Source organism: Shewanella sp. Choline-02u-19 (genome assembly GCF_002836205.1).
Classification (GTDB): domain Bacteria; phylum Pseudomonadota; class Gammaproteobacteria; order Enterobacterales; family Shewanellaceae; genus Shewanella.
Genome location: NZ_PJBE01000013.1, coordinates 2,191,015 through 2,216,990 on the forward strand (window position 1 = coordinate 2,191,015; position 25,976 = coordinate 2,216,990).

The 25,976-nt window shown below is 43.3% G+C and carries 21 protein-coding genes; 3 read left to right on the plus strand and 18 right to left on the minus strand.

Annotated elements, in window-relative coordinates:
- Positions 1-293 precede the first annotated feature (293 nt).
- A complete protein-coding gene (locus CXF83_RS16280; RefSeq protein WP_101093269.1) occupies positions 294-2,177 on the plus strand; it encodes an alpha/beta fold hydrolase in 1,884 nt (627 codons plus the stop codon).
- Between the two features lie 263 nt (positions 2,178-2,440).
- On the opposite strand, the gene CXF83_RS16285 is transcribed toward CXF83_RS16280, so the two are convergent.
- The 9 genes from CXF83_RS16285 to CXF83_RS16325 form a co-directional block, all read right to left on the minus strand.
- Positions 2,441-2,665, minus strand: coding sequence for an amphi-Trp domain-containing protein (locus CXF83_RS16285; protein WP_101093271.1), 225 nt, complete (start codon positions 2,663-2,665; stop codon positions 2,441-2,443).
- A gap of 50 nt (positions 2,666-2,715) precedes the next feature.
- On the minus strand, positions 2,716-3,159 hold the full coding sequence (locus tag CXF83_RS16290; RefSeq protein WP_101093273.1) for a hypothetical protein: 444 nt from the start codon (positions 3,157-3,159) through the stop codon (positions 2,716-2,718).
- Positions 3,160-3,211: 52 nt separating this feature from the next.
- Positions 3,212-3,616 carry a GFA family protein gene (locus CXF83_RS16295; protein ID WP_101093275.1) on the minus strand — a complete coding sequence of 135 codons (405 nt, stop codon included), beginning with the start codon at positions 3,614-3,616 and terminating at the stop codon, positions 3,212-3,214.
- Between the two features lie 110 nt (positions 3,617-3,726).
- The gene (gene oleD, locus CXF83_RS16300; protein WP_101093380.1) at positions 3,727-4,833 is read right to left on the minus strand and encodes a 2-alkyl-3-oxoalkanoate reductase; all 1,107 of its coding nucleotides are present in this window, start codon (positions 4,831-4,833) and stop codon (positions 3,727-3,729) included.
- Between the two features lie 6 nt (positions 4,834-4,839).
- Entirely contained in the window at positions 4,840-6,543 is a 1,704-nt protein-coding gene (oleC, locus tag CXF83_RS16305; protein ID WP_101093277.1) for an olefin beta-lactone synthetase, read from the minus strand.
- 5 nt (positions 6,544-6,548) lie between these two features.
- On the minus strand, positions 6,549-7,454 hold the full coding sequence (locus tag CXF83_RS16310; protein WP_101093279.1) for an alpha/beta fold hydrolase: 906 nt from the start codon (positions 7,452-7,454) through the stop codon (positions 6,549-6,551).
- Between the two features lie 80 nt (positions 7,455-7,534).
- Complete coding sequence (locus CXF83_RS16315; RefSeq protein ID WP_101093280.1) at positions 7,535-8,584, minus strand: 3-oxoacyl-ACP synthase III; 1,050 nt, start codon at positions 8,582-8,584, stop codon at positions 7,535-7,537.
- A 260-nt stretch (positions 8,585-8,844) separates the two neighbouring features.
- On the minus strand, positions 8,845-10,158 hold the full coding sequence (locus tag CXF83_RS16320; RefSeq protein WP_101093282.1) for a methyltransferase: 1,314 nt from the start codon (positions 10,156-10,158) through the stop codon (positions 8,845-8,847).
- 129 nt (positions 10,159-10,287) lie between these two features.
- Positions 10,288-11,448: a chemotaxis protein gene (locus tag CXF83_RS16325; RefSeq protein ID WP_101093284.1), complete on the minus strand. Its 1,161-nt coding sequence runs from the start codon at positions 11,446-11,448 to the stop codon at positions 10,288-10,290.
- 511 nt (positions 11,449-11,959) lie between these two features.
- Here CXF83_RS16325 and CXF83_RS16330 point away from each other — a divergent pair.
- On the plus strand, positions 11,960-12,205 hold the full coding sequence (locus CXF83_RS16330; protein ID WP_101093286.1) for a DUF1289 domain-containing protein: 246 nt from the start codon (positions 11,960-11,962) through the stop codon (positions 12,203-12,205).
- Positions 12,206-12,278: 73 nt separating this feature from the next.
- Here the strand turns inward: CXF83_RS16330 and CXF83_RS16335 are convergent, their stop codons facing one another.
- The 6 genes from CXF83_RS16335 to CXF83_RS16360 form a co-directional block, all read right to left on the minus strand.
- The gene (locus CXF83_RS16335) at positions 12,279-12,644 is read right to left on the minus strand and encodes a YajD family HNH nuclease (protein WP_101093288.1); all 366 of its coding nucleotides are present in this window, start codon (positions 12,642-12,644) and stop codon (positions 12,279-12,281) included.
- Between the two features lie 225 nt (positions 12,645-12,869).
- Positions 12,870-14,846, minus strand: a complete 1,977-nt coding sequence (locus tag CXF83_RS16340; protein WP_101093290.1) for a BCCT family transporter — start codon at positions 14,844-14,846, stop codon at positions 12,870-12,872.
- Between the two features lie 502 nt (positions 14,847-15,348).
- A complete protein-coding gene (phoU, locus tag CXF83_RS16345) occupies positions 15,349-16,059 on the minus strand; it encodes a phosphate signaling complex protein PhoU (RefSeq protein ID WP_101093292.1) in 711 nt (236 codons plus the stop codon).
- Between the two features lie 25 nt (positions 16,060-16,084).
- On the minus strand, positions 16,085-16,903 hold the full coding sequence (gene pstB / locus CXF83_RS16350) for a phosphate ABC transporter ATP-binding protein PstB (RefSeq protein ID WP_101093294.1): 819 nt from the start codon (positions 16,901-16,903) through the stop codon (positions 16,085-16,087).
- A gap of 31 nt (positions 16,904-16,934) precedes the next feature.
- Positions 16,935-18,587, minus strand: a complete 1,653-nt coding sequence (pstA, locus tag CXF83_RS16355; protein ID WP_101093295.1) for a phosphate ABC transporter permease PstA — start codon at positions 18,585-18,587, stop codon at positions 16,935-16,937.
- Between the two features lie 85 nt (positions 18,588-18,672).
- Positions 18,673-20,928 (minus strand): ABC transporter permease subunit, encoded by a 2,256-nt coding sequence (locus CXF83_RS16360; RefSeq protein WP_101093298.1) that lies wholly within the window; start codon positions 20,926-20,928, stop codon positions 18,673-18,675.
- Positions 20,929-21,108: 180 nt separating this feature from the next.
- Between CXF83_RS16360 and CXF83_RS16365 the strand changes: the two genes are divergently transcribed.
- Positions 21,109-21,609, plus strand: a complete 501-nt coding sequence (locus CXF83_RS16365; RefSeq protein ID WP_101093300.1) for a glycine cleavage system protein R — start codon at positions 21,109-21,111, stop codon at positions 21,607-21,609.
- Between the two features lie 88 nt (positions 21,610-21,697).
- Here the strand turns inward: CXF83_RS16365 and CXF83_RS16370 are convergent, their stop codons facing one another.
- The 3 genes from CXF83_RS16370 to CXF83_RS16385 all read right to left on the minus strand — a co-directional run bounded on the left by CXF83_RS16370 (position 21,698) and on the right by CXF83_RS16385 (position 25,594).
- Positions 21,698-22,564: a sensor domain-containing diguanylate cyclase gene (locus CXF83_RS16370; protein WP_101093302.1), complete on the minus strand. Its 867-nt coding sequence runs from the start codon at positions 22,562-22,564 to the stop codon at positions 21,698-21,700.
- A 113-nt stretch (positions 22,565-22,677) separates the two neighbouring features.
- Positions 22,678-23,007 carry a hypothetical protein gene (locus CXF83_RS16375; RefSeq protein ID WP_101093304.1) on the minus strand — a complete coding sequence of 110 codons (330 nt, stop codon included), beginning with the start codon at positions 23,005-23,007 and terminating at the stop codon, positions 22,678-22,680.
- Positions 23,008-23,872: 865 nt separating this feature from the next.
- Positions 23,873-25,594: a methyl-accepting chemotaxis protein gene (locus CXF83_RS16385; protein ID WP_101093306.1), complete on the minus strand. Its 1,722-nt coding sequence runs from the start codon at positions 25,592-25,594 to the stop codon at positions 23,873-23,875.
- Positions 25,595-25,976 lie beyond the last annotated feature (382 nt).

The window sequence follows — 25,976 nt, forward strand, 5'->3', positions numbered from 1 at the left end:
ACCAAGAGGTTACAATCAGTAGAGCAACAATTTAAAATCAATTTATTGATTAACATGAGGATTCTAAAAGCCTTAGGGCATCTAAGTCCCTATGCATTTATAACCAACAAGCGTGTGACACTTACTGCTGAGATCTAGCGATCTGTATCTGACATACGATAGTGCTATAATTATGTATATGGACTATTTTTAAGTTTCTCTGTTTTTTGATACTCCATCATTAGGCTGGATGTTCTTAATGAATATTTCACCGCTGTTACAAATGTTGAATTAAATCATCGGTATATAAATTTATGGTTAATCATTTTTCTATTTCTCAGATCGATACTGACGCTTACCCTTTACGACATGAAAATGTCGACAAATTTGCATTAGTTTGTGAAGGTGGAGGCCAGAGAGGTGTATTCACTTCTGGTGTATTAGATGCATTCTTGAAAGCAAATTATAATCCATTTCATTGTTTAATTGGTACATCAGCAGGCGCATTGAACCTAGCCTCATACGCATGTGGTCAATATAGACATGCTTATGATGTTATTAATCAAGTGACTCGTGATCCCAATTTCTTTAATATTAAAAATATATTCCGTGGTGAAAACAGCTTAAATTTAGATCTATTAATTCATGCTACTGAAACGCATCTGGCTCTTGATTGGGAGACTGGATTAAAAAACTTAGAGAATCGCGAGTTATATTGTGTTGCAACCAATATCAATAGTATGAAAGCTAAATGTTTAGATTTAAAAAGAGGCTCTTGGAAAAAATCATTAAAAGCCACTTGTGCCATTCCTCTATTGACTATCAATCCGATAAAAATTGATAACGATGATTGGTATGATGGTGGCGTTACAGCACCGATTCCGGTTAGAAAAGCATATAAGCTTGGTTATAAGCATATCGTTGTCATTAGAACCATCCCTATCGATGCAAGTTATAACCATGAGTGGTTGAATTTTTTAAAAAAAGTGGGCCCTAATAAAATTAAACATTTAAGCCACTTATTAATGACTCATGAAGATGCATATCGAGCGGACCAGACATTTTTAGAAAACCCACCTGATGATGTTGTTATTTATGAAATCCATCCAGCGACCCATTTGAAAACATCTTTGGTTAATTCTACTAAAAAGGCAGTGGATAGCGATTATGCATTAGGGTTTGAGATGGGTAAAAAATACCTTAATCTGATTGCGGATAAAATACATAAAGGTCAATTTGATCTCTCAAATGTGGCCGAGATCCCCCTAAAAACCAAAGATGATGTTCATACCGCAGAGAAGGCATGTGCAGAGGTCATTAAAAATTTAATACGTGGCAGTTTTAATGGTTTTGACAAGGTCAGAATTAATTGGATTAATTATAACCCACATAATAAGAAAGATACCTTGGTGATTGTTAATGGCAGAAATGAGTCTTATTGGGGTTATTTAGAACTCATTTATGAACTGTCACATTTTTATAATGTTTATACTTATGATCATCGAGGTCAAGGCGAATCTGAGCGATGGGCATCTGATCTTGATTTAGGGCATATAAACGAGTTTCAAGATTATATTGTTGATTTACAACTATTTATGGATAAAGTTGTTTATCCAAATTGTGATGGAGAGTGCTATTTAACAGGACATTCTATGGGCGCGAACATTTGCACTCAATACATTCAACTTTATGAACATAAAGTTAAAAAGTTATTATTAAGTGCGCCTATGTTTGGTCTTGGTTTATCGATTAAAAGTAAGTTAGATACCTCTAGTCATTCCATCGTTGAGCGTTTTACTAAAAAGCCAAATTACGCATTAGGTCGTTCTTTTTATGATTTTCCTGAATTTGATAAAAACGTAGTGACTAACAGTAAATTACGCTACTCACGTTATACCGATAGCTATAATGAAAAGCCAAATTTAAAGCTAAATGGCCCGAGTACTAAATGGATCCAAGAATCAATTAAAGCATGTGATAAAGCATTAATAAATGCACATAAGGTTGATATTCCAGTCCTGATATTACAAGCCGGACATGACTATGTAGTAAGTAATTTAGCGCAAGATAAATTTAATGAAACTTGTCCTAATAGCTATATTGAAGTGATTAAAGGGGCATTGCATGGTCTATTTATTGAAGAAGATAAACATCGAGACATTGTCGTCAATAAATTAGTCTTCTTTATGAAAAATTAAATTATTAGCATAAAAACATCCGTATTTTGGGGCTGTATAGTCAACGCTGTTTATATTGTGATATACAAACTCCAGAATAGGGTTCAAATCCGCTTTAGTATCCAGCCTATTTAGTGATGATGGTAGAGTCATAATCACCAATTACCCCAAGGAATACATTTATCCTATAATAATCGGTCTCATACGACATAGTTAATGGATAATAGGCACAATGTCGAAGAGGTACTTTCAATACAGTGCCTTTTATCTGCAGTCGCTAAAGTTTATTTAGGTGACCACTTAATTTGAAACTCAATCTCTTCTTCATCATCACTGCGTTCGTGCTCAACGCTATATTCCGCGCGAACGGGGACATAGACCCTCTCGCCAGCAATCTGTATTTCAAACTTTTCGCCCGACTCTAATGAATCAGCTAAACGCCTAAGTTTGGCGGCGAAGTCGGCATTGCTATAGCCTTTCTCAATGTCCCGTTGTGCTTTTTTGTTCATGTCGATATTCCCTGTGTTTTTACTGCTATGTTTTAATACTTACCGCCACACTAGTCGAGCTTTAACCACAGCTCTTGCTCTTTCAGCTCGCCATTTTCTGTCCGCTTAGTTTGCCACTCTTCACCTGTAATCTGGTAAGTAAAAGCAAACGGCATATCTGCAGCTACTCCAAATGAGTTCAGTTGTGGGTATTCGACATATTCCGTTGCTGTATATGTATAGCGTCCCGTGCCTGCAGCCCAAAACTCACTCTCTGGTTTAGCCTCTGTGCCGATATTTTTCATGGTAGTAAAACTAAAATGATTTTCAGAGATAACTTTAATCGCACTCAGCTTTAGGTCGCCGTATTGCACCCATTTGCCATTACCATCGAGGTACTGACCAGAAGTTAACTTCCAACTACCAATAAAGGGGTTTTCAGCGGCGCTCAAGGGAGATGCAACCAATATCAATAGCGTAATAACAAACATCGACTTAGGTTTGATTCGTTTCATTTCTGTTCCTTGAAATTAACAATCTACTTAATTTGAAAACAGGATTAAAAGGTTAATCATAAACCTCGTCGATACCTTCAAGCTTAACCCAATCATGACAACGAGTTTGATATACCGTCATTGTAGGCGAGGCTAACTGCGCTTTTGACACTGCATCATCGGCAAAGTTACCTAGTGGAATAGCAACCACCTCTGGCATTACGTCCATGGTAAACCACAGATTCCCACCGCAATGAGGACAAAATTGAAAAGTGATCACCGCGCCTTCATCGCCGGTACGTTGATAGTGATGGCTGGCGCCACTAAACGTGACTTGACTCAATTGATAGCGAGCCTGAACACCAAAAGCGCTTCCAGTCCGTTTTTGACAGGCATTACAATGACACACAGACACCCGAATGGGCTCACCTATGACCGTTAAAGATAACTGACGACAGTTACAACTCGCTTTGTGCATAACACCATTCCTTGGGTTGCATTACAAATGTGGATTTATTAGTGGCTCATATAAAGTGACCTTATTTGGTCTGTGACCCTGTACGAGGAGTTGCTAGGTTCAAGCCTACACTAACTTAGCGATTTTTTAAGTCGTTGCATACCTTCATCAATACTAACTATTGCGCTATAACCTAGATCGCGTTTCGCGGCGCTGATATTATAATAGTGACTGGTGGAAAGCTGCCTTGCAACAAAACGGGTCATTATAGGTTCTTCCGTTTTACCTAATAGATGGTAAACCGTTTCCAATACTGCGCCAACGCCATAAGCAAGTGAAGTGGGTACCCGCTTACTGACGCTTGGCAGTGATTGGCATGCCAAAATTTTATTCAGCATCTCAGCCATGGTAATCGGCTCATCATTACTCAAATAATAGGCTTTGCCAGCGCACTGCGCTTTTAGTCCTGCTGCATTTGCTCTGCATAACCGCTCTGCCGCTAAGATATGTGCAAAGGCCGCGTTACCGACGTAGATAGTATCGACTAACTTATCTTGCTGACCCACCAGCTTTAAACGCCCTGCTTTAGCACGTTCAAGTACCCGTGGTACCAAATGTGGGTCACCTGGCCCCCAAATAAGGTGTGGCCTTAATGACACCGTCTGCAGCATTTGTCCTGCATCGGTTTTATCACCACTGGCGCTGATCATCATCTTTTCGGCAACCGCTTTAGATTCACCATAATGATTAAGATATTGCTCTGCATACGGCGCTGATTCATCACAGCCATTTTCATCATGGCCTGTAAACGTAACGCTTGGGGTGCTGGTGTATATAAGTTTGCTGATATTGGATTTTTTGCAAGCCTTGATGATAAATCGAGTTCCATCAACATTGGGTGAAAAATAGCTCTGCTTGCTACCCCAAACACCCGCTTTAGAGGCCACATGAAATACAATATCGCAGCCTTGCATCGCCGTTAATACCCCTGCTTCGTCAGCAAGATCGCCCTTTACCATCTTCACGCCCATCGCTGACAGCAAGGGGTGTTCACCACGGGCGAACCCTGTCACCTTAATGCCAATCGCAAGCAAGCGTTCACAAATGGCTTTACCTAAAAAACCACCCGCGCCGGTGACAAATGCGTGCGATGCGTAATTTTTTAGATTAATCAGTGCCGTTTGTTCTTCTAGGGCAAAGACACTCAAAGGGGGGACTAACGGGTTATTGTCAGACACAATCAACTATTCCTTGATCTGTTTCTGGGCCCAAACGGCCAATTTCTCTCTAAATATTTTGGCGTTGTGGCGAATATCGACGGGGAAATCAGGGTGAATGAGAAAACGCTCAATCCCCTGTGTGTGGCTGTGTTGCTCTGCCAACGTTCGTAATTGAGCGTACAATAAGCTCGACTTTGAACAGGCCGCTGCTTGATTAAGCTCAATACAGACTAACGGGGTTAATTTACCCGCAATCATCACACCCACAAGCGCACTGCGCTTAATATCAGGAAGGGTATTAAAAATCCGCTCACTTGGAATGGAGTAGTAACGTTGAATCCCGTTATCCGCGGTTATTGCATCTACGCGATGCGCTTTACGCCCACACATCCACAATAAGCCTTTATCATCAAGATAACCCAAGTCGCCCATTCGGTGTCGAATGAATCCGCCGTCGTTGATTTTAGCCGCTATGGTCGCGCTTTCTCTTTGGTAATAAGCGCGGCTCACCATCGGGCCTTTAACCACAATTTCGCCAATCTGATACGGGGGGAGCGATAGTCTGTCGTGCCAGTTTTCAATTGGGCTTTCATCAATATCGATAATCGAGATATCAACGCCTGAAATGGCACTTCCAACACAGATCCCACCCCCATTGTCGGTAATAGTGGTGGTATTAAATAGCGATTGGCTGCCAATTTTACTTAAAGGTAGAGACTCTGTCGCGCCATAAGAATTAAGCACTTCAACATCACTATTGAGCATAGCGCTAAAGCGTTTAATCGATGAGATGGTTGCGGGGGCGCCAGCCGATATCACTCGCTTGATACTGGTGAGTTGGTGATTGGTGCGACTTCCCGCTTGACCTAAACGCTCTATCAATGCCGGGTTAACAAACATATTGCTGCATTGATACTTTTCAATAGCAGCAAAGATAAATTCGGGATTGGCTGTAATAGGTTTACTTGCATCCATGTCTGGCACAATCGATGCCATGCCCAACGCGGGCCCAAATAAGGAGAATAGCGGGAAAGTGGCCAAATCGCGCTCACCCGATTTGATGGCGTAATCATGTTTAAGCGCACTAATTTGTGCTTCAAACATTTTATGGGAATAGACCACCCCTTTTGGCGTGCCCGTACTGCCACTGGTAAACAGAATCGCCGCCATAGCGTCATCCGCTAGCCATTGCAGTTTAAAGGTGGTGTTATCACACTCTTTGACTATTTGTTCTAGGTTAACGGCACCCGTTAAGCCATTAACGAGCCTACCACCACCCACTGAGATCAGGTGGTTGACACTGTGCTTGCCCCAGCCAAACAAACGTCTAGCGACATGCGCTTTAGGGATCCCTATAAACACATCTGGTTTGGCCTCAATAAAACACTGTTTGAGGTTTTTAATTCCCATTCCAGGATCGACCAAAATAGGGATAATACCCGCTTTAAACAGCGCAAAGGTCAAACAGAAGAAATCGATACTGGGAGTGACCATCAGCACCGCTTTCATGCCTGGAGTCAGCCCAAACTGGATCAATGCGGCAGCGATGTGATCGCTTTTAGCATTAAGCGTTTGAAAGTCCATCTCTTCATAGCTTAAGCGGTCAAGTGCTTGACCGCGGGAGTGTTGTACAGCAACAGCAAGAGAGTCAGGTATGTGGTTGGCAGCGTCGACAAGATGACGACAAAGATTGGCACCAACGTGCTGACGCTCAAGCGGGCTAATCATTCTATTTACGCCAACGAGTCTTGTACTGCTTCAATGCTATTTTCATCGATGAAGGTGTTGATATGAGCAATGACTTCATCGCTAGCGTCCTCAAGAATATAGTGGCCACAATCAGCAAACTCATGCACTTGTGCATGGGGCATTCTTTGTTTCCATTCATCCAAAAAGTGCTTATCAAACACAAAATCTTGCAGTCCCCAGCAGATCACGGTGGGCACATTGGCAAACTTATCTAAGCTTGCGGCAATGTCTGACACCATCTCATAATTACGATCGCCCGGCTTTAACGGAATATCCTGCACAAAACGTAAAGTGGAGATACGGTTTGCCCACGAGTTAAACGGGGCAACGTAGGCCTGACGGATATCTTTATGCATCGGCTTACGCTTCACACCCACATAAGACGCTGCCGATGAGAAAGCATTAAAGCCACGCACCAAACATGTCCCTAGAAGGGTATTACGGCAGATTGAAAGCGCCCACGGAAAAGGTTTTGTTTTCGGAAGGTGAAACGCGCCCGTATTGAGAATAACTAAACGCTTAATACGTTCAGGATAGCGAGCAGCGTAACCCATACCAATCATGCCGCCCCAATCGTGGACAACAAGCGTAATATTATCTTTAACGTCTAAATGCTCAAGCAAGGCTTCAAGATCGTCTATACGACTTTTCAGAGTGTAATCGTAACCGCTGTCATCAGGCTTATCAGAAAGGCCACAACCAATATGATCAGGCACTATGCATTGATGCTTACCGCTTAGCGCGCTAATAAGATTACGATAATAAAACGACCAGCTCGGGTTACCGTGAACCATCACGACCGGGTCGCCAGAACCTTCATTCACATACTGAAGTTTATTGCCGTTTCTATCTAAATAATTACGTTTAAATGGGTGTAGGGTGTCTAACATGACGCTTCCTATAATTTTATACTGGACTTATGATAAATGCGTAAGGCTTACCAGCGAACGAGTGCTGCTGGCCAGTGGTGTTACCACTTAAGCCCCAACATCATGCAATTTAAGCCACTACCAATGCCTAAAAAGCTCACTTGGTCGCCGCTTTTCAAAAAGCCTTGGTCATGTGCCATAGCAGCGGTAACGGGCAATGAAACCGTGCCCATGTTGCCCAGTAATCTATAAGTCGGAAACTCTTTTTCTTCAGGAATGTTAAGTGCTTGCAGAACATTACGACGATTTGACGAACCCACTTGGTGACAAATAACTTTATCTACTTGCTCAACTAACCAGCTGCGCTGATCTAAGAAGTGGCTCCAAGTATGGCGCGCAAGCTCAACACCCTCTTTAAGCAAAGCCACACCATTGGTGCGCATAAATTCGCGGTATAACTGCGGACCCGCTTCTTCGAGTCCCCATTGGCACAAATCGTAATGTTGCGGCGCTGAAAGATGACTTGCACCTAACAACTGATGCTGACGATCACCTTTTAAATTGAGGCTGCCATCTGTAAGCAAAACAGCAACGGCACCAGAGCCACCGGTTAATGTTGCTAGCGACGATGCAAAGTTTTGCATCGTCGGTTCAGCAAGCATTTTGTCGATGGTGATATCCACAATATGGCGAGCAGACTCACAAGAAACCACCAGACCGGCTTTGATTTGGCCTAACTCAATGCGGTTAGCAATATCTAAAATACCTGACAACACGCCTAAACACGCGTTACTGATATCATAAATTGCCGTATTTTTAGAGACGCCAAGTTCAGCGGCGATACGACATGCTGTTGCGGGTTCATGTTGGTCACGGCAAACGCCAGTGTAAACCACTGCGCCTAAATCGCTGATATCGACGCCAGTTTCATCAATCGCCTTGTGCGCCGCAGCTAATGCTCCGTCAGACAATCTGTGCCCTTTTGGCCACCAACGTCTTTCATGGATCCCAGTCAATGCAGCAAGTTGCCCCATCGGAATACGAAACTTTTTGTATAACGGCGCTAAACGAGATTCAAGCTCCGAAGTTGAAACAACTTCAGGCGCTAATTCGTAGGCCATGCTATTGATAAAAACGCGGGAATATTTCATGAAACTGTATTTAATCGCTCACTAAACTGGCCAATTTACGACCAATGAAGATAATTATTTATTATTAACCAGCCATTTGAACAAGAAAAAGCAGATGATTCAATAAAAAACCTCATAACTGAGACCTTTAAATCCACTCTATCATCAACTTTGCTCTAAAAATGGCACCACTTTACCGTCAGATTCAATCATCACTGACTCAATTACAACTTAATAAACAATTTGTTACGCACTTATTAAATTATCAAACTGTCATTTTTCTATTTAAATGCACTAATTATCGCATTTCGAGGCGTAATACTGTTTGAACAAAATTCACTCAACTTTACTTGGTAACCGCTCTCTTCTAAAAAGCAAACTCGGTCAAGTAATAGCCATTTTTCGAATACGCTTCTGAAAAGATGGGCCACCAAATCGATGCGACGAGTCAGTCGCTGTCGTTCACGCCCGTTGGCTTGATAATGTGCCCAGTCTATCGAATCAATCAAGGGCACTTTCTTGGTGTCTGCGGCCCAGCGACTGAACGTTTCAAACTCACCATTGAGCTGACTTTGCTTAATAGATGGAATAGGCAAATACTCATCCACTTGACGCATCTCACGTTGCAAAGAATCGAATCCTAAGCGCCATGCCATCTCTTGCAGCCGATATTGATTACCTTTAGCACTGGCTATCATGCTTTGTTGCAAAGGCAGCTGCAGATCTGCTCTAGTCAACAGCAGATCGCTTGTTTTAGCCGTCATTGAGAGTGGCTGGTAATACTGAGCCTGAATAAGATGGTAGCAACACGGCGATATCACCACTTGCCGAGTCCCAGCATTACTGGCGTGCTGTAACAAGGTAACGTGCAGATCACCGCAAGCATGCAGCGCTACAGCCAGCTGTTGCTCCTCAAGCTGGCCTTGCTGCTCCGCAAACGCATCAGCACAGACAAAACGCTGTGGTAACTGCCATTTATCTGCAAACTGCTCACCTGCAGCGCACAGGCTCTGCTGCCACTCTAAACTTACCACGCTGCGCCCTGTCGCTTTTGCGATCAAGCGCCCTAAATGCCCTTTTCCAGCACACCATTCAAGCACAGGCAGTTTAGTATCCGGCAAATGTTCAACAAAAGCCGTGATCTGTTGCCACTTACGCCCTTTTATATGCGCACTAAAATGGGCCATATCATTCGCTTGCAGTAATGCTAATGGCCAAATACTTTCATCATTAAATGACCCAGTGCTTACATCATTTAATGATGGAATTATTTCTGCAGGCTCAGTGGATATAGCCGCTGCAATCTCCGGGAGTAATAAGTTTAAGTCCCAATCGCTTCCAGCGGCCTGTAGATCTTGCTTTAACGACGGTAGTAATCGCTCACTTAGGCTTAACTGACAGGCATCAATAGTATCAAGTTCATCATCTGCAATTTGCCAAACCGATCTCGCTAGCGTCGGAAAAGCATCACCCCAGGGTAATTCACGACATTCAAAACTGCGGTTTTGCCAAAGTGTACGGCTCAAGTTCAGCAAGCTGTCGAGCTGTTTGAATTGAGTCGCAAAGGCTGATCTTGGGCTATTATGTTGCTGCATATGAGATAAACATTGATTCGACGTTGATGTTAAAAGACATTAGAACCGCTTTAAACAATAAAAGGAGACTTTTTTAAGTCTCCTTTTAGATAAGTAACGCCAGTTTATCACAGCTCTTTACCGCAAGGGTTATGGCGCTATTGAATCTTGCTTTTTAACTTGCATCCGCCTTCCCAGCCATACGCCAAGCCCCAGCGGAGCAAAAAAGACCACCAGCAAGAACAATACAAAATAGAGTATTAGGCTCTTGAGCGTTTTAGTGATCTCTTCAAAAACCACTTTAACGGTTTGCTCAGATATTTTCTCTAAATCAACTGCCGCTGCAGCGCGCTCTCTCGTCACCATGGCTTCTAATGCAATACGCTCGTTTTTCACCATCAACTCTAGCGCTTGTCGCTCAACTGACAATTGCGCCAGCTTATCGTCTGTTGATGCACTCAATTGCGCTAACAGTGGCGTTAACTCTCTGCGCAGATCGACCGCTAGCGCTTGCATCATCTCGGGGCTTTGCGCCATGAGTTGCTGAAACTTGGCTGAGGTATCACTAATACTCATTAAAGTGGCTTGCACTTCATCGGCGTTAATATTGGAATGTAATGCATAAAGCTCTGCTTTCCAGCCCAATATCTTTGGCATTTGCTCGGCAATCATTGCCATTCTGTCAGAAATATCACTCATTACCTCAGGCACGGTACCAAAGGTGGTTACCGCATCAAACTCATTGATTTCATTGTACTCTAACCAATCAGTAAAGGCTGACTGACGCGTAAATGACATATCATTAATCGGGTACAGTGCAACATATTGCTTAACGAAATTCTGGTTCTTTTGGAAACTTGCCGCACCAAATTTTTTAATCGTGCGTTCAAACTGATCTCTCAGATGCTGACTCACGTCGATAGCCGTTTGCTGCTGTTCACCAAACACATTCTTACCGGCGCCGGATTCAAAGAATTGCACCATTTGTTCGGTAAACACCCAGGTATCAACCATGGCTGCAGTAGGAGATGCTTGAAATATGGTATGTTGCAGATTCTGCTCGGCATTAATTTTCCACATCAGTGTATTCGACTTAATGGGAACACTGTCGCTGTTGCGCTCTATTAGATCGGCGGCACTTTCCACCTGACTATAAAATACCGTACTAAAATCTCGGCTAAAAACGCGCATATTTAACTGATCTTTAGGTAACGGCTCAATGCCACTTTCTAACTTGATCTCTAACAGGGAACACCCGGCAACCAACACAGCCGTAACAATGACAAAGCAAAAGCGAAACACCGCTTTCATAAAGCCTCCATTAAAATACAACATATTGAATACTATCAACTAATAAATTATTTAGTTAAATTCTAACATCCGTTCTCTGCTAGACCTACAACTAACACACATTAGGGTTTTAGATCGCTTACATAAACTAATGGTTACGATAAGAACCTAGAGCTCACGTTAAGTAAATCACTCGCGAACAGATAACTTCGTCACTTAATTCTAGCTACTTTATACTCGTTGTATTAATAATTTAATCATATTGTCGGCGTTCTGTAGGCCTTCAAAACACCGAGGCGAATCTAAGCCCTCGGCACACATTATGGTTCAAGTCACCGACCCCATCAATATGCCTTGAATTGATGCAGTGAAGTCAACCGCTTCTCTACCACCAATAGAAATCAACGTTATGATTTAAAAGAATTAATATATAAATAATATTAATAAACAGGATCGCCTAGTTCAAGTTAACTATAAATTTAACGTAATAGGTATTACACTTCGTCGCAAATTAGAACAGGTGCACAATAAAATGCAATCACCCTGCGTGGCTCGCTGTGGGCTAAATGAAGATGATTACTGTATGGGTTGTTATCGCCATATTGACGAAATAGTAGGATGGGGTAACGCCAGCGATGAGACCAAAGCGCGAGTGTGGACCAAACTTGAACAACGTAAGGCCGACATGCTTGATGGCGAAAATAGTGCTATTTTAAGCCGCGCTAAATGGTTGGAAGCCGAAGCAAGACTTAAAGCAACCGAAGACGGTTCAATTTAACGTAAAAAAGCCGCAATTAGCGGCTTTTTTCATCGTTAATCGACGGCTTTATGTGTCTTAACTTAAAGTGCGATTACTTTTTGTTGAGCATACTTTTTAGATCGGCGAAGGGATTGTACGTCGCAGTGTCCATCTTAACTTCGGTCGTGGCGCCGTACTGGATCAATTCTTCAAACTTTGAATGCTCATTGTCGTGACAATATAAACAGAGTAATTCCCAGTTGGTACCATCGGATGGGTTATTGTCGTGGTTATGATCACGATGATGCACTGTCAATTCGCGCAAGTTCGCATTGTTAAACTCACGAGTACAACGGCCACATACCCAAGGATAAAGCTTAAGTGCTTGCTCACGGTAACCCGTTTCACGCTTGGCTTTATAATCTCGTGCTTCGGCTAGTACTTTATCTAACTTACTTTGCCCTGGTGCTGCTGCCATGTTGGTATATCTCGTTTCGGTTTAATGTCTCTATGAATCTAATACTAACACTGAAATATATCAGCTGTAACTGAGTTCGATGATCAATCAGCCAAACTTTGCTGAAATAACAAAGGCTAGCCCATTACACTGTTAAATTGCGTATTGAAGCTAACCTTTTTCAATGTACTTACGACCCTAAAACTGCGCTAATTATTGAATTTGCATTCAGTCATATATCGGTCGCTAGACTTCACTGCCTAAATACTCAGAACTGGAAAGATGGAGATAATGCAGGTACTTCTCGTACTGCGTAACCACATCAGCCAATACTTGCTCCTGAGTAAAGCCCATCACATCGTAATGTTGTCCACCGTGTTCTAAAAATACTTCAACCCGATAATACTCAGAGTCACCTTCTGCAACTTCGCTTTCAATCGGGTTGGTAATACTAAAGGCACGGATCCGCAATCCATAAACAAAGTCATCATGTTCCTCGTTAGCAATGACGAAGCGAATACGACTATCAAAGTTCTTTAACTCTGCCGCTACGCCCTTGCTATTAAAAGTCTCACAGACCTTATTTAATGCGGGTTTTGCCACTTCTTCCAAGAAACCTAACGCTTGAGCCTCACTAGGATGTGAGACAAGAACATCGATATGATCTTCCCAACTGACGTTAGTCTTGGTGAATTGCACGCTGGTATTATGGGATTGCACGCTATTGATCTTTAACCAATCATCCTGCAATGCTTTAAACAGTCCAAAACACATCAGCAGCATCACAATTAGAAACGGCAATGCACTGGCTATCGCTGCTGTTTGTAAGGCTTGTAACCCGCCTGCTAACAACAGTACTGACGCCACTATGCCTTGTAACATGGCCCAGAAAATCCGTTGCCATACGGGTGCATTGTGATCGCCACCCGAGGTTAAGTTATCAATCACCAACGAACCTGAATCTGATGAAGTGACGAAGAAGGTTATTACCAAACATAATGCGATTGTCGATAACAAGGTAGAAAATGGCATGTGCTCAAAAAACACAAATAGCGCTACAGATACATCTGATGAAACCGCATCAGATAAATAAGTTGCGCCTTGGTTCATTATGGCGTCAATGGCAGAATTACCAAATACTGTCATCCATAAGAAGGTAAACGCCGATGGCACAAATAGCACACCGATTAGAAACTCACGGATAGTACGACCACGTGACACACGAGCAATAAAAGTCCCTACAAATGGTGACCATGAGATCCACCAGCCCCAATAAAGTAACGTCCAACCACCGAGCCAATCGTTCTTCTGCTCATAGGCATATAAGTTAAATGTCTTACCAACAATGTCGCTCAAGTAGCCGCCAGTGTTTTGTACAAAAGCTTGTAACAGTTCTACTGTTGGGCCAAATATCAATATGAAAACAAGTAATAGTATCGCCAAACCTAAGTTAAGTTCACTTAAGCGTTTCACCCCTTTATCAAGGCCGGAGAACACCGATACAGTGGCAATAAGCGAAATAACGATAATTAAGCCCACTTGGACGTAAGCATTTACAGGCACACCCAGTAGATAGTTAAGGCCTGAATTGACCTGCAGCACACCAAAACCAAGCGATGTTGCCACACCAAACATGGTACCCAATACCGCAAAGGTATCGACAGCATGGCCGATAGGACCAAAAATACGCTCACCAAATATTGGATAAAGTGCGCTTCTAGGCAGCAATGGTAGTTTATGACGATATGAGAAGTACGCTAAACTCAGCGCCACTACGGCGTATATAGCCCATGCGTGAATGCCCCAATGGAAGAACGTAATCTTCATGGCATCTTTTGCAGCTTGTATCGTCTGTGGATCGGCATCTGGCGGCGCAAGATAGTGCATCACCGGCTCTGCAACACCAAAAAACATCAAACCAATACCCATGCCCGCGGAGAACAACATGGCTATCCAGCTTTTATAGCTGTAATCAGGTTCAGAGTGATCAGGGCCAAGTTTAATATCGCCAAAACGCGACACCATCACGAAGATGACAAAAATTAAAAACACTGCGACGCCTAGGATATAAAGCCAGCCAGCTTTTAACTCAAACCAGGATTGTACAATTTTAAAGAAGTCTTGCGCTTGGTTCGGCCAAATAGCGGTGGTCAGAACCATTAAAGTGATCAGGAAAACAGAAGAGAAAAAAACAGGTGGATTAATACTCGATTTAATCGACATACAGTTACCGCAGTTAATGAAGTATACGCCTCTATTCTCGCTAGGCATGACAGGGCCTGGCAGAGGTTAGGAGCCTATAAGCTAATATAAGAATACACTGGCGGGCTTATCATTTTGTGCCTAAGCCCGTGAGTTGTACTCACCAAAGACATGTAAATAAATCAATAGACTGAACGAATGGTTGTTCAGTGAGTTTGATCCACTCGCATATTTAAAATCGTATTGAATAGCTCAACCTAGAGTCTGCCGTGTAAGGCCCGATCCAGCTATTTAATAGAATTTGGCTTAGGTTTGGGTTTAAATTTGGATTTTCAACACAAAATTCATTAATGCGGATACATTATTCATTGAGCCGAGGTTTTCGTCTATCGTCCAAATACAAAAAAAACAGCAAAATGCTGTTTTTTAGTTTAACAAGTAACCACTTAGTATCAATCTGTGGGGCTTGTCTCATTATTCATTCAATGCTGTCAGGCCTTGTCTGCTTTATCAACAAACAAAACTAGAAGTTCAAGTCTCTCTCCATCTCTTCATAGGAGATATGACGTACATCTTTACCTTTAACGTAATAGATGATGTATTCGCAAATATTCTGACAACGATCGCCAACACGCTCTACAGCACGAGCCGCCCAAAGCACATCAAGTACTTCTGGGATAGATCTAGGGTCGGCCATCATATAGGTCATCAACTGACGAATAATCCCTTCATACTCTTTGTCGAGCTTGGCATCTTCTTTATGCAGCTCTAGCGCCACATCAGCGTCCATACGCGCTAACGCATCCAGAGTGGCATGCAAAGTACGCGTCGCATGGCGGCCCATATTTTCAATGCTCACCAGCAAAGGCTGTTGATTTTTAGAGCGCTTGTCCAGCGCCGCTTTTGCTATCTTCACACACGCATCGCCAATACGTTCTAAATCGGTAATGGTTTTAGATATCGCCAATACTAGGCGTAAATCACTTGCCGCGGGTTGGCGCTTAGCAATGATGCGGGTGCACTCTTCATCAATGGCGACTTCCATGCCATTCACTTTGTGGTCACCTTCAATTACTTTCTGAGCTAGCTCAGAGTCTAGTGCCGCTAAAGCATCAAGAGACTGCTCTAGCTGACGTTCAACAAGCCCGCCCATCGTCAATACACGATTACGAATATCATCCAGTTCAGCATTGAACTGACCAGAGATATGTTTATTTAAGTTCATGTTTTCCATTGTAATAAACCTCTATCAGTTCAAGTTAACCGTAACGACCGGTAATGTAATCTTCAGTCTTTTTCTTACGCGGTGTGGTAAATATGGTGTTAGTGTCAGCATATTCAACCAGCTCACCCATATACATAAAGGCGGTTTGATCTGACACACGTGCAGCCTGCTGCATATTATGTGTCACAATCACCACGGTATATTTAGATTTAAGCTCAGTGATCAGCTCTTCAATCGTCAACGTTGAGATGGGATCCAGTGCCGATGTGGGTTCATCAAGCAGCAAAACTTCTGGCTCAATCGCAATCGCACGTGCGATAACTAAACGCTGCTGCTGACCGCCAGAGAGTCCGAATGCATTGTCATGTAATCTGTCTTTTACTTCATCCCAAATCGCAGCGCCACGTAAAGAGCGCTCAGCCGCATCATCAAGATCACGACGATTTTTTACGCCTTGCAGGCGCAATCCATACACCACATTCTCGTAAATTGATTTAGGGAATGGGTTTGGACGTTGGAATACCATGCCGACATTACGACGCAGTGCGGCAACATCGACTTTTTTGTCATAGATATTCTGACCGTGCAGCAAAATTTCACCACTGATATGACAGTGATCAACTAAGTCATTCATGCGGTTAATACAGCGCAATAGGGTTGATTTACCGCAACCACTTGGGCCAATAAATGCCGTGACCTTTTTCTTAGGGATATGCATAGACACATCAAACAGTGCCTGCTTATCGCCATATTTAAGGTCGAGGTTACGGATCTCTAATGCCGTGTCTTCTTTACTCAAGTTTTCTAAGTCTAGCATTTCAGTCTTCATTACCGATTGATCTATTGAAATCATGTTATTTCCTATCACTTAGGATAATCGTCAATTAATGCTCAAGCGAACGATATTTTTCGCGTAAGTGGTTTCGTACACCAATGGCGGTTAAATTTAACCCCACGATCACCGAGACCAAAAGGAAGGAAGTAGCGTATACCAAGGGGCGCGCTGCTTCTACGTTAGGGCTTTGGAAACCGACATCATAGATGTGGAAACCTAAGTGCATGAACTTTCGTTCCAAATGCACAAATGGGAAATTAATGTCCACTGGCAGTGTTGGGGCAAGCTTTACCACGCCGACTAACATCAAGGGGGCAACCTCACCTGCAGCGCGGGCAACCGCTAAAATCAAGCCCGTCATAATCGCAGGGCTGGCCATTGGCACGATAATGCGCCACAAGGTTTCGGCTTTCGTCGCGCCCAGTGCCAAACTACCTTGGCGCACCGAGCTTGGAATGCGGCTTAAGCCTTCCTCCGTCGATACTATCACCACTGGCAGGGTTAAAATGGCCAAAGTTAATGCCGACCAGAGAACACCTGGTGAGCCAAAAGTGGGTGCTGGTAGTGCTTCAGGGTAAAACAGTTGGTCAATTGAGCCACCAAACATGTAAACAAAGAAACCTAATCCAAACACACCATAAACGATTGATGGCACACCCGCTAAGTTAATCACCGCGATACGGATCATCTTAGTCACCGGCCCCTTCTTGGCGTATTCGTGCAGGTAAATAGCCGCTATCACCCCAAATGGTGTCACGATCACTGCCATCAACATCACCATAAACACGGTACCAAAAATAGCGGGGAATACACCACCCTCAGTATTCGCTTCACGTGGATCATCGCTGACAAACTTACCGATACCGATAAACCAATGCCCGACTTTGCCTAATATGCTGAGCCGGTTAGCGTAAGTAACATCTAAAATGGTATCAAGTTTAAGTGTCACCTCTTCGCCGCGCATGTCTCGAATGATGACAAAGTCACGACCCGCTTCAGTTTTAAGGGCAAAGAACTCTTTTTCAACAACTTGATATGCAGCATCTAACGTTAAACGTTGCGCTTCAATTTCAGCTTTTCGACTATCAGTCAGCGCATTATCCAACTCGTAGCGGCGTGACTCTAAGCGCAGATTCTCTAGCTCATAGTTTATCGTGCCGATATCGCCTTTTTGAATATCGAGCGCTTTGTCATTTAGCGCAACAGCACGTTCGATATGCTCTGCAAAAGCAGTTTCAATATTATCAGGCGTTAACCGCTGGCCATCTTCAATGATCCCCACTGGATAACCATAGAAGTCACCGTTTTTGCTACGTTCGATGACCGCGATATCATTCGGCTTAGTGCGCGAAATAATATTGGTCTCCATCACCCAGCGAAAATCTAAGTCAACAAACTCACGGTTACCGGTTTTGATCAGGTAGCGCGTAACAGTATCACCAACGTCTGCATCAAACGTATGGCCGGCAGACAACAAACGCTCAATAGGCACTTCTTCTCTATCGTATATCTCACCGATAATGCTGTAACGATCACCGGTAGGATCTTGTATCTCCCATTGATAGATCTGAGCAGGCCAAAAGTAACTTAAACCACGCCATGCAATTAGCAATAGCAACCCAAGTACCGCGATTAAACAAACGCTCACGGCGCCACTGGTCATCCAAATCCAAGGAGAGCCAGATTTAAACCACTTACCCATTAGCTAAACCTCTTACGGCGATTGTCGACTTACTCTTTATGAAATTAGTATTTATCATTATCAAAACATCCATATAAATCTACAATTACAGTGAGCTATAGCGTTCACGTAGACGTTGTCTTACCACTTCTGCAATCGTGTTGAAGAAGAACGTAAAGATAAACAGTACAAAGGCGGCCAGGAACAGCACCCGGTAATGCGAACTACCAATGGCCGACTCAGGCATCTCAACAGCAATGTTGGCAGCCAGGGTTCTCATTCCCTCGAAGACACTCCATTCCATAATCGCGGTGTTACCCGTTGCCATTAATACAATCATGGTTTCGCCTACTGCACGCCCCAATCCCATCATTACCGCAGAGAAAATACCTGGGCTTGCCGTTAACAACACCACCCGCGTTAAGGTCTGCCACGTTGTTGCACCCAGTGCCAAACTACCGTTAGAGAGATGACGAGGAACAGAGAACACGGCATCTTCTGCAATTGAGAAGATAGTAGGAATAACCGCAAAGCCCATTGCAACACCCACCACTAACGCATTACGTTGGTCAAAGGTGATGCCGAGCTCATTGGTGATAAACATACGTGTATCACCACCAAAGAACGCAGATTCTAAACCTGGGCTAATCGCAAACGAGAACCAACCAACAAACAAAATCACCGGGATTAACATAATCTCTTGGTAAGTATCAGGTAGGCGCTGCTTCCACTTAGCGGGCAATTTATGCCAAGCAAATGCGGTAGACAATACCGAGGAGGGCAATAATATGAGCAGGGTTAAAATGCCGGGCAAATTATGTTCAATCAACGGTGCGAGCCAAAGGCCAGCAAGGAAACCCAGAATAACCGTCGGTAAAGCTTCCATAATTTCAATGGTTGGCTTAACAACCGCACGTACTTTGGGAGACATGAAATATGCCGTATATATCGCACCTGCAATGGCCAACGGAGTGGCAAATAGCATGGCATAAAATGCCGCTTTCATCGTACCAAACGCCAATGGCATAAGGCTTAACTTTGCTTCAAAGTCGTCAGAACCTGAAGTTGACTGCCACACATATTTAGGTTCTGGATAACCTTCATACCAAACCTTACTCCACATCGCACTCCACGAGACTTCTGGATGGGTGTTGGATACGCTAAACAGGTTGAGTTTGCCATCGGCTTCCACAACCAGCGCGTTAGAACGTGGGCTAAACCCGATTGTACCTGGGTTTTTAAGCTTAAATTTTTCAGAGAAAAGCTCACGCTGACTGGTGGTATAAAGCAGGCTTAAATTACCCTCGTCAGTAATGGTGACAAAACTCTTACGATAGAATTCTGACGCGACACTCTTGATCCCCGCTTTATTTTTAAAGTCACGAATTTCTTGATATTGACGCCCTTGTTCACCATTAACTTGAAAGTATTGCTGCACCAAACCACTGTCGTAACTGACAAGCAAAGAGCTGGCACCCGCTAACAAACTTACATTAGTCACTTTGGCTTTGGCACGTCCGAGTTCAAGTACTTGTCGTAAGCTCACATCTTCGGCATCACGAATATCATAAACAAACAGTTTGTTATCTGAGCTCAAAATTAATTGGCGGTGATCGGGAGTCATCAACCTCTGTTGTACGTTGACGGGAGCATCAGGAATAATGCCTGTGTACGTCACCCATTCAACCTCTTCGGTCATCATGTTCTCTTCGCCTTCTTGGCGAGAGATGCGCCATACTTTGTCATTGTCTTGATAAACAAAGCTCATTTTGTCACTGCTAACATCAAATACTAAATGGTTAAGTGCATGACCTTCAGTATCCACGGTCAGCGGCGCGTTTCCATTTAAGAAACGAAGATTAGGTGTGATGAGGCGCTTGTCATCAGGGTACGTAACCCCAAACTCCACCCCTGCAATAATCGCTTGGCCATTACTCAACCCTAATGCAAAGCGCTGCTCACTTGGCATGGCAACTGAACTACTCACAACATGAGAGCCAGCAGGCGTATTAATCTGCTCAGTCCGGATCAGTTGTGATGTTTGGGTATCAAAAAAGTCCACTTTACCTAGCTGTGATACGCGGTACATGATCTCATTCTGCTCATCACTACCGACCATTAACGCTGGTTGAGTATCATGATATTTAGCACTTACAACCGGTGTGACCTCAGCGCTATCGAATAGCGGCTTAATCACATAAAGTAGATAAAAGAAGATCAGTAGCAAGGCCACAAATACCATGGTTCCACCAATGGTGACACCTATTTGGGCAGCTTTGTCCATGATTGCTCTGCGCGATGTACCATTGTTTATCAATAGGTTTTTTGCAGCAGGTCCAGGCTGAGATACCTGAGTTTCCATTAAGAACCTCGATTATTTAAAAGCCAGTAAAATAAACTGGGATTGTATCCACGACTATGCTAACTGTAGTGTTACCAAATAAGCACTACGCTGACATATTCTAATGCTGTGCATTATATTACGCAAAAATGACACTAGTGTTACAGTGGTTAACTTATTAATTAATGGAGCTATATCAATATGTTAAGGTATCTGGTTACGTTACAAGCGATGGACCGTGAAGGTTTAGTAGAACAAATAGCCCATGCAGTAAGCCGACACGGCGGTAATTGGTTAGATTCTGAGCTACGCCACATCGATGGCATATTTGCTGCAATCCTATTATTAGAGGTGCCTTCGGCACAGTGGGATGAACTCGTTGAAAGCTTAGAATGCTTAGAAGGTGTTGCGTTAACTTACGCAAAAACGAAGAAAGCCACCAATGAAGATATCCACCTCAGTTATTCACTAGTTGCCTATGACAGACCGGGTTTAGTCCACGAGATCTCAAATAAGATCAGTGCACTAGGGATCAATATTGAGCACATGAGTACTCGATATGAGAGTGCTAGCCACACAGGTATCGCCCTGTTTAGGGCTGAGTTTGATTTAGGCCTCAAAGATGCCAGCCATGAGGATAAATTAACAGCGGCACTGCACGCTATTGGAGACGATGTGGTGTTGGATAACGTGTCGACTTAGTGAGCATGACGTACATTCAAGCTTAAACGTCTGCTGACGTTATCGGTATCAGACAAGCATCAGCCTGCCATGTGCAGGCTTTTTTGAGCTAATCGCGATCACGCCGCTTGGTTTGGTACATATCTTTATCAGCAGTTGCGAGCAATGAGTCCATCGTGGTTCCTTGGTCAGGGTAGATTGCGACCCCCACACTACAACAAACCTCAATATTGTTACCATCGACAATGAATGCTTTATTAAATGCCTTGTCTAAAGTTGCAACGACTATCGAAACATCATTCTTATTCGCCATTTCTTCTAGCAAAATAACAAACTCATCCCCCCCTATTCTGGCGACGGTATCTGAGCCACGAATGCATTGTTTGAGGCGTATCGCGGTTTCTATCAAGACCTGATCTCCGAAAGTATGACCTTTGGTATCGTTAATCGTTTTGAATTTATCCAAATCAATATAAAGCAGCGCAAAATTCATTTTATGACGTTTAGACTGTGCAATTAAATGCTCCACACGGTCGAACAACAAGTAACGATTAGGGATTTTTGTGAGGTAATCATAATGTGCGAGGTATTGAAGTCGTTCGGCTTCTTTTATGCGACTGGTGATATCTCGATTGACCCCTAGCGCACCGACCATCTGCTCATTTGAATCATAAATAGGGACACACATCGACTCGATCCAGCCAATATCGCCATTTTTATGTAACATCCTGATTTCACCAGTCCATTGCCCCAATTCTCCCACCGCTGATATCACTTCTGATGTGATGTGATCGGTGTCCTCTGGGACATGGAGCATACTAACAGATTGACCAATAGCATCTTCTTTGGAGTAGCCATAGAGTGCTTCAGAACCTTTGTTCCAATCAGTAATGATGCCTTGTGAGTCAGTGACGACCACTGAATCAAACAGGTAATCGAAGGCCTTAGCGCGTGGTTTAAGTATGTGCGAGTTCATTATTTCGTCTACACCTTCAATTATGAAGCATAAAATGCCCTGCTAATGGGCGAATATTGAGCAACGAAAACAGTCCATTGTTTCTTGTCCTTATTGATTCGCTTTTTACGTGCCTATTGTTGCGTGTTAATTTTCAGCCAAAAAGCCTCTTGGCAATGATTTAAGAACGTCTTTCTTTGAGGACATATATGCGTATCGTCAGATTCGGAAATCACTTCATATGATATCCAACACTCTGCGCATATTTGTTCATTCTCTTCCAACATATCAGCTTCATTACAACATTTCATCACCACCCCATTGTTGAAATGAAATATTGATTCGATGCAATTAACGACGATACCTTGATCGGTATATGATTTATCAAATGATTCCGAGGCTTCTAACTCCACCCCGTTCAACTCACCTTTTGTAGCTGCAATGTAAGTGTGAAGATTATTCATTAATATATCCTTAAGTGCCTGATACTAAAACGTTGTTTTAAGCAACTAAGCATTGCTGGCTCAAAAGTTGAGGGACGCATAAACACTCACTTTATTTGGTCCGTTTAAAATTGGTGTTTGTGACTCCCCCACTACAGTGACGAGTTCAATCTGGAATACCAAGCATGAATAAAGAGTGTTTGGCAGTAGAAAGATAAAATCCATCTCTACTTCCCAACCTAAATACTGACGAGAGTAGGCCTTATGTAAGTCTCTTATACTAGGTGTATCATCATGAACACTTCAGAACAATAACGCTTTGATTTTCTTTATGAACAATACCTTACCAACTTAACAGGGCAAAGCAAGCGAACCGCTACCATAGATGCTGATAGTCGCACCAGCAGAGCGATTGCCCCGCTAGTGATACAAAGCCGCAATAATCTAACGACTGTACTGACTGATCGTGTAGAGCGTTAATTTTAATATTTGAGGCTATGGATTACTGCGACGAAGTTTTTACGCTGGGTTAGCAAGCGAAGCTTGAAGTACTCATAAGCCTTACATAGCCAATTAGGGAATGTTGATCTTTCACGGTTGTTTTTACCGCAGTTTATTGGCTATTTTGGCAAGGCGGCAGCGATATCGTTTAGTCATTCTCCACAAACAGCCGGCAACACAGTAAAAATAACCAAGAAGTGCGGCCCTTCGGATTCATTTCAATGCTTCTATTCTTTTACAACTAAAGTGCGTTACAAGCTTCTTACTTAGCCGGCTAAGCAAGAAGCTCAAGCCTTGTACTAAAGCCATGATTCTTTACGACAAAGAGTCGAACAAAAACTAAGCTCGAAAGATCAACAGCCCCTAGTACTTCTGATGAGAATAACTACACTCTATACTGCGCGATCTGCTGTTGCATCGACTCCGCTAGGATAGCTAACTCCCGGGTGGCCACATTGCTCTGCTCCGCTCCAGCTGCAGTCTGATCTGAGATATCGCTGATATTGATGATGTTTTTATTTATCTCTTCGGTTACCGAACTCTGCTGTTCGGAAGCCGTTGCAATCTGCGCATTCAGAGAGTTAATCTGTTCGATACTGACTATAATTTGCTGCAGTGCATCGCCGGCTTGCTGCGATTTATCGACACTCAACTTCGCTTGCTCAGTCCCACGCTCCATCATCACCGTAGAATCACGAGCACCTTGCTGTAAACGCTGGATCATCTTTTGGATCTCTTCCGTGGAGTCCTGCGTCCGTTTGGCTAAATTACGCACCTCATCGGCCACCACCGCGAAACCTCGTCCCTGCTCACCGGCACGGGCTGCCTCGATAGCGGCATTGAGTGCTAACAGGTTGGTTTGCTGGGAGATCCCCTGAATAACATCGACCACAGAGCCAATTTCATCTGAATGTTGCGACAGGAGCTTCATCGCCTCGGTTGCATCGTCCATCTCTGTAGATAGGGTTTCAATCACCTTAATGCTCTCATCAACAATCGCTTGACCATTACTGGCTGCGGTGTTCGCCTCTTCCGAGGTCATTGCAGCGGCTGCTGCGCTTTGAGCCACCTCACGCACTGTTGCGGAAAACTGATGAATGGCAGTTGCGATTAGCTGGGTCTGTTGCTGTTGATCGACCACATTACGTTGAGTCTGAGTCGATACCACGGAGTTTTCTTCGGCCGAACTTGCCAATCTAGACGTCGAATCATGGGTATTTTGTACCGCATGTTGAAATCTGGATGTAATCTGATTCACGTACGCTGCAATATGTGAAAATTCATCATCGCCACCCAGATTGATACGTTTGGTCAGATCCCCATTAGCAATATCGTTAGCGGTATTTTCAAGCTGCGTTACCGCCTGGCTAACGCGTCTAATAATAAGAGTAGAACTGATACTGATCACCAGCATACTGATACTGGAAAACATCGCGACTAATAAGATGTAGAAAGCCATATTGTCCTTAGACAGTTCAAAACTTTCTTTCCCTTCGGCTACCTGTAGTTCCAAAAATGACTGCGCTTCTGTATTAATATTCTTAAACAGTGGGTTAATTTGAGTCAGTAAGATGTGATTCGACTCTTCATAATTGCCGCGTCTTAATGCCTCGAGAGCGGGCTCAAATCCCGAAATGGTAACCTTATCCAGTAGATCTGCTAATCGATTAATTTGCTCACGTTCGTCTGTCTCAAGAGGAGAGCTTAAAATCTCATTATCAACGATGTGATGCAGCAGATCGATAGAGGCTTGGGTTGCCTTGATGTGCTTTTCAAGTGGGTGATTATGCATATCTGAGAACTTACTACTCGGGTCATGCTGAAATGCCAGCAAAAGCCCACTGCGTGCACTTGCGAGCTCATTAAGAACTTTACCCGCTCTAATGCTGTGCTGCATGCCCTGAGTGTAAAGTTCCTCGATAGAATCTCCCGCATCTTGCATGCCAGTGATCCCCTTATACCCGAGGAGTATAAAAGAGATAACCGTAAGAAAAACAATTAATTTGAGCTGAAACCGAACCGACCTTACTTGCTGAATAAAACCCGTCCCTTGTGTGTTGGAGCTTTGAATACTGCGATTCTCCGCTTGAGCTATTAAAGCAGACATAATAATTCCCTATTAAGACCTAAAACAGTCCAGCAAAATATTGCTTTTATAATTATTCTTGATGTAAATAAAAAGTATCAACATAGAGTAATACCCATAATGATGTAGTTTAAAGTATAACGGCTCTAAAAAGACATGATCTCCATCAAGTCACTAATAATAATGATGATTATCACACATATGAAAGGGGGGGATTGATAGTGCCGATGATGATATTACTGTCAAAATTATCCGTAACAGAGAAATTCATCAGCAACTGAGTCCTACAATAATGTCCACTACACGGTTATCGATAAGCGTATCGGTGCAGTTCAACAAACCCATCACCACGACGCATTCAAGTGAAGCGGTTAGCCTCAGGAGTCGTTTTTAACACTTTATT

What these genes read in the sequence shown, in the direction of transcription:
- CXF83_RS16280 (WP_101093269.1), top strand. Translation starts at nt 294, where the DNA reads ATGGTTAATCATTTTTCTATTTCTCAGATCGATACTGACGCTTACCCT.
- CXF83_RS16285 (WP_101093271.1), bottom strand. Translation starts at nt 2,665, where the DNA reads ATGAACAAAAAAGCACAACGGGACATTGAGAAAGGCTATAGCAATGCC.
- CXF83_RS16290 (WP_101093273.1), bottom strand. Translation starts at nt 3,159, where the DNA reads ATGAAACGAATCAAACCTAAGTCGATGTTTGTTATTACGCTATTGATA.
- CXF83_RS16295 (WP_101093275.1), bottom strand. Translation starts at nt 3,616, where the DNA reads ATGCACAAAGCGAGTTGTAACTGTCGTCAGTTATCTTTAACGGTCATA.
- oleC (WP_101093277.1), bottom strand. Translation starts at nt 6,543, where the DNA reads ATGATTAGCCCGCTTGAGCGTCAGCACGTTGGTGCCAATCTTTGTCGT.
- CXF83_RS16310 (WP_101093279.1), bottom strand. Translation starts at nt 7,454, where the DNA reads ATGTTAGACACCCTACACCCATTTAAACGTAATTATTTAGATAGAAAC.
- CXF83_RS16315 (WP_101093280.1), bottom strand. Translation starts at nt 8,584, where the DNA reads ATGAAATATTCCCGCGTTTTTATCAATAGCATGGCCTACGAATTAGCG.
- CXF83_RS16320 (WP_101093282.1), bottom strand. Translation starts at nt 10,158, where the DNA reads ATGCAGCAACATAATAGCCCAAGATCAGCCTTTGCGACTCAATTCAAA.
- CXF83_RS16325 (WP_101093284.1), bottom strand. Translation starts at nt 11,448, where the DNA reads ATGAAAGCGGTGTTTCGCTTTTGCTTTGTCATTGTTACGGCTGTGTTG.
- CXF83_RS16330 (WP_101093286.1), top strand. Translation starts at nt 11,960, where the DNA reads ATGCAATCACCCTGCGTGGCTCGCTGTGGGCTAAATGAAGATGATTAC.
- CXF83_RS16335 (WP_101093288.1), bottom strand. Translation starts at nt 12,644, where the DNA reads ATGGCAGCAGCACCAGGGCAAAGTAAGTTAGATAAAGTACTAGCCGAA.
- CXF83_RS16340 (WP_101093290.1), bottom strand. Translation starts at nt 14,846, where the DNA reads ATGTCGATTAAATCGAGTATTAATCCACCTGTTTTTTTCTCTTCTGTT.
- phoU (WP_101093292.1), bottom strand. Translation starts at nt 16,059, where the DNA reads ATGGAAAACATGAACTTAAATAAACATATCTCTGGTCAGTTCAATGCT.
- pstB (WP_101093294.1), bottom strand. Translation starts at nt 16,903, where the DNA reads ATGATTTCAATAGATCAATCGGTAATGAAGACTGAAATGCTAGACTTA.
- pstA (WP_101093295.1), bottom strand. Translation starts at nt 18,587, where the DNA reads ATGGGTAAGTGGTTTAAATCTGGCTCTCCTTGGATTTGGATGACCAGT.
- CXF83_RS16360 (WP_101093298.1), bottom strand. Translation starts at nt 20,928, where the DNA reads ATGGAAACTCAGGTATCTCAGCCTGGACCTGCTGCAAAAAACCTATTG.
- CXF83_RS16365 (WP_101093300.1), top strand. Translation starts at nt 21,109, where the DNA reads ATGTTAAGGTATCTGGTTACGTTACAAGCGATGGACCGTGAAGGTTTA.
- CXF83_RS16370 (WP_101093302.1), bottom strand. Translation starts at nt 22,564, where the DNA reads ATGAACTCGCACATACTTAAACCACGCGCTAAGGCCTTCGATTACCTG.
- CXF83_RS16375 (WP_101093304.1), bottom strand. Translation starts at nt 23,007, where the DNA reads ATGAATAATCTTCACACTTACATTGCAGCTACAAAAGGTGAGTTGAAC.
- CXF83_RS16385 (WP_101093306.1), bottom strand. Translation starts at nt 25,594, where the DNA reads ATGTCTGCTTTAATAGCTCAAGCGGAGAATCGCAGTATTCAAAGCTCC.